The organism is Vreelandella lionensis (genome assembly GCF_002087295.1).
Taxonomy (GTDB): domain Bacteria; phylum Pseudomonadota; class Gammaproteobacteria; order Pseudomonadales; family Halomonadaceae; genus Vreelandella; species Vreelandella lionensis.
The window spans coordinates 1-5,300 of sequence record NZ_MWVI01000057.1 but is presented as its reverse complement, the minus strand read 5'-3'; the positions used below and the strand labels follow the sequence as shown (position 1 = coordinate 5,300).

General features: G+C 53.0%; 8 protein-coding genes. 5 read left to right on the top strand and 3 right to left on the bottom strand.

The window, feature by feature from the left end:
* Positions 1 to 686: 686 nt before the first annotated feature.
* Both B4967_RS07370 and B4967_RS07365 read right to left on the bottom strand, forming a co-directional pair.
* The gene (locus B4967_RS07370) at positions 687 to 878 is read right to left on the bottom strand and encodes a hypothetical protein (RefSeq protein ID WP_083024463.1); all 192 of its coding nucleotides are present in this window, start codon (positions 876 to 878) and stop codon (positions 687 to 689) included.
* A gap of 34 nt (positions 879 to 912) precedes the next feature.
* A complete protein-coding gene (locus B4967_RS07365; protein WP_083024462.1) occupies positions 913 to 1,305 on the bottom strand; it encodes a helix-turn-helix domain-containing protein in 393 nt (130 codons plus the stop codon).
* Between the two features lie 140 nt (positions 1,306 to 1,445).
* Here B4967_RS07365 and B4967_RS07360 point away from each other — a divergent pair, with 140 nt between their 5' ends.
* Positions 1,446 to 1,778, top strand: a complete 333-nt coding sequence (locus tag B4967_RS07360; RefSeq protein WP_035561868.1) for a DUF2274 domain-containing protein — start codon at positions 1,446 to 1,448, stop codon at positions 1,776 to 1,778.
* Positions 1,779 to 1,783: 5 nt separating this feature from the next.
* On the opposite strand, the gene B4967_RS07355 is transcribed toward B4967_RS07360, so the two are convergent.
* Positions 1,784 to 2,326, bottom strand: a complete 543-nt coding sequence (locus B4967_RS07355; RefSeq protein WP_083024460.1) for a hypothetical protein — start codon at positions 2,324 to 2,326, stop codon at positions 1,784 to 1,786.
* On the opposite strand from B4967_RS07355, the gene B4967_RS07350 reads away from it, so the two are divergent.
* The 4 genes from B4967_RS07350 (at position 2,325) to B4967_RS07335 (ending at position 5,273) form a co-directional block, all read left to right on the top strand.
* Complete coding sequence (locus B4967_RS07350) at positions 2,325 to 2,900, top strand: sigma-70 RNA polymerase sigma factor region 4 domain-containing protein (RefSeq protein ID WP_083024457.1); 576 nt, start codon at positions 2,325 to 2,327, stop codon at positions 2,898 to 2,900. The two genes, B4967_RS07355 and B4967_RS07350, sit on opposite strands and share 2 nt — an antisense overlap.
* A 115-nt stretch (positions 2,901 to 3,015) precedes the next feature.
* On the top strand, positions 3,016 to 3,579 hold the full coding sequence (locus tag B4967_RS07345; RefSeq protein WP_139794439.1) for a hypothetical protein: 564 nt from the start codon (positions 3,016 to 3,018) through the stop codon (positions 3,577 to 3,579).
* A complete protein-coding gene (locus B4967_RS07340; RefSeq protein WP_207953597.1) occupies positions 3,576 to 4,520 on the top strand; it encodes a TraU family protein in 945 nt (314 codons plus the stop codon). The genes B4967_RS07345 and B4967_RS07340 overlap by 4 nt, the downstream gene beginning before the upstream one ends.
* Before the next feature lie 48 nt (positions 4,521 to 4,568).
* Positions 4,569 to 5,273, top strand: a complete 705-nt coding sequence (locus B4967_RS07335) for a TrbC family F-type conjugative pilus assembly protein (RefSeq protein ID WP_083024454.1) — start codon at positions 4,569 to 4,571, stop codon at positions 5,271 to 5,273.
* Positions 5,274 to 5,300 lie beyond the last annotated feature (27 nt).

Below are 5,300 nucleotides of genomic sequence, written 5' to 3'. Positions count from 1 at the left end.
TTCGATGCGTGAGCAGCAACGGAGATAAGAACAAGGTAGAACGAAGTTGAAACGGGGCGGCTTAGGGATTCAGCAATCGAAAATACTAGGCCTTTCGAGGCTTGCCTCGTGATCGGCCGCGAAGCGGCCCATGTGCTTTTCGTAGAGTGCTAGACCGACCGCTCCACAAGGTCATTTTACCCCTATCAGCTAGCTATCTAGTCCCAGTACAACGAAGTGACTTGGGGCGGTTTTCCGCCTACTGCTATATCAAATTTAGGCGTATCGAGGCCTGCCTCGTATTCAGCCGCGAAGCGGCTCATGTGATCACGTTGACTTTATGAACAACTGCAACGGTGAACACAGCAACAAAGCCCACCAGCATGCACATTTTTCCATTCAGATAGTGAAATATTTACGCACAAACAAGATACGCGAGCGTCTATAATATTGCCCATTATTAGGTGCTTATAAGTAATTCCTGCTAGTATTTGGAATCATCATTTCTTGGGATAGGCGAATAGAGCGGGAGAGACCGTGACGGATAACTCGAACGGTTCACGGCCTTATAATCAAATCAGGGTAGTTAGGGGGATGTTCCCTTTCCTTGACCTAAGACTGCCTTGCCACAGCGATCTCAAACCTACACCCCGGCCTAAGCACCCTCAACATCGACAACTGCAACACAATCCTGGCCAGGGAAGGTCTTATTTCTGACTGGGATATTCACCCCTGAATTCATCCATGCTTTTGAGGAGGTCCAGGTAATCGATCCCGCCCGGAATCAGGCGAGTCTTTGTGGCGCGTTCATACATCCATACGCTCCATAACTTCATGTGTGTTGAAGCGCCTTCAATATCCTTGGGCATCATCCCGCCCCATTCGGGATCATCAGCCATAAACTGGAGCGCCCGATCGATGGCACGATCCAGGTCATTTCTGGCGCGAGTAGAAGTCCTCCAAACGCACTTGCTCGGCCAGAATCAAAACGGCAAGCACTGGATAGTTCAGCCATTCTGCAAACTTTTCGATCACATCTCGCCCCAGGCTACTTGCTAGCCTTCGCCCAGTTTTCAGGTGGCTCAACGTGCTCGGCGCAATACCAAGGTGCTCGGCCAGGTCAGTGGAAGCCAGTCCTTCGCTAACAGCTCGCTCAAAGATTACCTGAATGAGTTTGTAGCCAGGTGTTTCCGGCTCTATTTGCAGGTAGTCGGATCTTGGCCCTTTGGGTTTTCCCTTCTGGCCATCTTTGGGGCCTGATCCACTTTTCCGTATCCCTGCCTCGATAACCTTACGTAAGCCTTTATCGTCATTCCCCTGATCCAAGTTTTCTCCCCACATGCTTTCAGCATGTTTCTAGTTAAATAGAACTATACCAGATAGCAAATTCTAATACTTATTGCCTATCCAGCGCCGCTCGGACAGCGGCAAGATTGCATCGCTACATCTTCACCCAGGAGTAAGCAATGCTCATCGGCCGTATTGAACACGATCCCAAAAAACACTTTCCGCTGCAGTTGCCGGAGTCAACGCTTGGCCGCCTTGAACTGTACAAAGAACTTTATCAGCAGACATTCGGCGAGAAAGTTGCAAATAACGATCTCGTGGACCTAATGCTCACGAATGTCATGGATAGAGACCGTGAATTCAAGCGGTTCTTGAGAGAGGAGGAACGAAAGAAAAAACTGGAAGCAAAACAACAGGAACGAGGCACAGGAACTAGCCCCTCAGCTGGTGAAGCTGAAACCGAATCTCACGCTGAGGCACAAAGCCATCAGCGTGAGCAGCACCAGGCATAAGGGTACTAGGTCTCGATATGCTGCGCTTGGATGATCTCACACATCTGTTCTACCTGGGGAACAACACGTCTCCACTTGGTACGCAGAACACGGTGATTGCCTGTAGCCCAACTGCGCACAGAGGTAACAGCCTCGTCAGCAGCCACGGCTATCTGGCGTGGGGTCATTACTTCCATCCAGCGCTCCACAGTAGCTTTGATCTCTTTGGAATCGACCCAAGCACCGCCTTCGATAGCGACGTGCTCGGACATGATTTCATTAAGAGCATTGAGCACTTTGTCATATCCGACCTTTCGAGGGACCGCTCCCCCTGTCCAGGTATGAATGGATGCCACGGAAATCGAGCATCCAAGTTTCCCCGTCAGGTGCTCTGCGATCTTGGCCAGTGTCATGCCGTAATCGTCTCGCAGAGTAGCAATACGTCGAGCCAAGTCACTGTCGGTCTTGCTGCGTTCAGCACGCCCACGGGTTGTCGGAATGCTGATCTTGATTTCGCAGCCATGCCTCTCGAGCGTGTTGATCAGTTTGTTCAGCAGTGCGTCACGCATGACTAACCTCTATGAATATTTGGCAAGTCACCCGCCTTCTGAAATGCAGCGACTTGTTGGTTGGACGGCAGCCCGTTTGCATATCCCCAGGCAATGGCATGAGGACATGAAGCAGGAAATATACGTTGCCTGGTTTTCTAAGGAATATGACCCTTCGTATTCCCATGATGCGATCATGAAATATGCTGGTGAGGCGGCTTTCCTCGCGGTCAGCACATGGCGCCGCCATACCATCCTACCAGTGACCGTTCATAAAGCCGGTCAGGCTGATAGCGAACCCAAGGCTGAGCAGTTTGATCTGATGGCTGAACAGATCCCTGGTTTCACTGAAGAGTTCAACGAAGAAATCGACATTGACCCTGAGGCTTTCGTTGAGACCACTTCGATGGCTTCAGCGCACCTCATCGACCTACCCAAACGCTCAGCTCGAACTGAGCTGTCTCATGAAAACTTGTTGGCCCTTCACTGCGAAGGCCTTTCGCCCGCTGAGATCGCAGCCGCAGCGAACATGACCGAGCGCAGCGTATACCGCAGATTGGAACGCCTTAAACATGGAAACCGTAGTACAGTATAGTAAAATTGCCGCGTTATCGGTAGCACTCTTAGGAGCTGCTTTATCCACTACCGCACTTGCCTCTGATCAGGACCTAGGTGTACTTGGCCCTACTTGGGAAATAGTAGAGCCCGACATGCGGCTGGCGATCGTGGCAGAGGCGCATGGTGTCGACTGGGACTCCGTTAATGAGCACCTAGCAGGGCAAGCTCAAAATCATACGAGAGACATCCCCGATTGGTTCGTCCCGATAGCCGAGCATACCGAAACTCACTTCGTAGATCCGTCCTATACGCTAGGTGAAGACATCGAAGCCTTGAAGCGGCAACCCGATGGTACATACCAGGGGGGAGTCATCTATGAGGCCGGCACCAAGGTCAACCCCCTCAAGCACATACAGCCAGAGAACTGGCTCCTCGTTGTTGATCTTCGAGCCGATGATCAACTTGAACTGGCCATGACGTTAAAGGCCCGGCACCCAGCCAACCTAACAGTAATCGTCACAGCAGGAGATCCAGGCAGTTTGGCGTCTGATCTTGGCCAAGCCGTGTACTTCGCAGAGGAATGGCATTTCGATCGGCTGGGCATTACGCATACCCCCTCTTTAGCTGGCGTTCGGGACAGTCATCCTGACGTAATCGAAGTGACCCATTTCGCCTATCCCTACGATGTCCCCACCCTGGAGGAACACCTGCCATGAAGAGGTTACTACTCTCTGTTCTGACTGTTGCAGCTCTCACAACGGGGAGCGCCTATAGTGCATCCCCGTTATCGGGCTCTGCCGCATGTCGGGGAGAGATTTTCAATCCCATCAACGACCCGAACTGGAACAACATGTTTCTGGTCACGGTAGCTGGAATTTCCATGGGGGGTGGGTCTAATCCTTCCCTTATGCACATGGACCCAATCTGTTTGTGTCCTGGGCCCTATGGCATCGACATGCCAGGTATCGGCATGACGTTCTGGGAACCAACGTTCCTCGCTGAAGTGCCGCGAACACCTGGCTGTATGTCGACTCTCGGTGGCACGCAGGTACTAACCGGATACGACTCCCTGACTTCTAACCAAACGTATGGCTCGGGACGTGGAGATAGCAGCGTTACCAGGATGCAAATCCACTGGTATATCTACCCTCTGTTCAGTGTACTCAACATGATGAGTTCGCTGGGGTGCATGAATACCTCCGGGTTTAACCTTGCAGACCTCACTGAGGTCGACGCCACTTGGCAGGATGACACTTGGACATCCATTGCATTTCCAGAGTCAGCTCTCTTCGCCAATCCAGTTGGTGCTCTCTCGTGCATCCCTGACGCCGTAGCTTCTGCAGCGGGTCGCCCCCTAGACATGATGTTCTGGTGTCAGGGCTCTCAGGGCGTCGTGTATCCCCTCACTGGCTCAAGCACCACTCACAGCTCACCCCAAGGTGGGAATCTCCACGTCCTTGGCAAGTACATGCAGCGTAAGACACGCATGGCGGGCCTGTTATCAACGACCGGCCCTTGGGCTGAATGCCAATCCGTTTACCTGCCGAACATGATTCGCAGCCAGTACCGTATTGACCCGGTGGCCCCTGTTGACAGCAACCAAACTGCAGATTTTGGAAATGTCCGAGTTCCGCTGGGGGATGCTGCCTCCCGCTAACACCGCTGTTCGTACTGATTCCGCATTTTTGATCTGGGTAGGTAAGCAATGCTGCGCACTCTGACCGCTATTACCTTGACGCTATTCAGCACATCGGCGTTAAGCCAACAAACACCCGTACAAGCCGCTCAAGACGCTTTCTCTGCTCTTCAAGGGTCACAGGCACCTAGTGGCCTATTCGCTGGCCAGAAGAGCCCTGAGGCAATCCTGGAGGCGATGGGCGCGGGCACAAGCGGATCAACCGCAGGCCAAGCAGCCGGCACGGAGATGCTAGAAAACGTCCGGGCGCAAGGTCAGACCGGGGGGATCGCAGACCCTGAAATGGCCGCTGAATGGCAAGCACTGAGGGATTCGTTAGACCTAGGTGAACAGGATCGACTGTATTTCTTCATCTCATTTTCAATGCCCGAAAGCTTGATTCGTGGCTATGCGCTTGATGCAGCCAGAGCAGGAGGCGAGCTGGTTCTGCGCGGAGTGGAGCCTGGTATGACGCTCCGTGACTTCACCATGGAGCGCTTGCTGAAGGTACTACGCCCGGGAGGCATGACAGCACCGATCCAGATCGACCCGCGACTGTTCGATACCTACGAGATCGAAACCGTACCCACGATTGTCCTTGCCAAGGAAGATCCCATGGGCGTGTGTCAGACCGCCAAGCGCCAAATAGGCGAAATCGATGGTCAGCAGCTCGAGTACCAGGGATGCCCTAAGGGCAACCCAGACAATTACTGGAAGGCTGAAGGGTCAGTATGAACCGCCCCGGTTATTCCGGAGACCGGT

Bases quoted from the DNA above. Each gene is read 5' to 3' on its own strand.
- B4967_RS07360 (WP_035561868.1), top strand. From the start codon at position 1,446: ATGCTCATCGGCCGTATTGAACACGATCCCAAAAAACACTTTCCGCTG.
- B4967_RS07355 (WP_083024460.1), bottom strand. From the start codon at position 2,326: ATGCGTGACGCACTGCTGAACAAACTGATCAACACGCTCGAGAGGCAT.
- B4967_RS07345 (WP_139794439.1), top strand. From the start codon at position 3,016: ATGCGGCTGGCGATCGTGGCAGAGGCGCATGGTGTCGACTGGGACTCC.
- B4967_RS07340 (WP_207953597.1), top strand. From the start codon at position 3,576: ATGAAGAGGTTACTACTCTCTGTTCTGACTGTTGCAGCTCTCACAACG.
- B4967_RS07335 (WP_083024454.1), top strand. From the start codon at position 4,569: ATGCTGCGCACTCTGACCGCTATTACCTTGACGCTATTCAGCACATCG.
- B4967_RS07370 (WP_083024463.1), bottom strand. From the start codon at position 878: ATGGCTGATGATCCCGAATGGGGCGGGATGATGCCCAAGGATATTGAA.
- B4967_RS07350 (WP_083024457.1), top strand. From the start codon at position 2,325: ATGACTAACCTCTATGAATATTTGGCAAGTCACCCGCCTTCTGAAATG.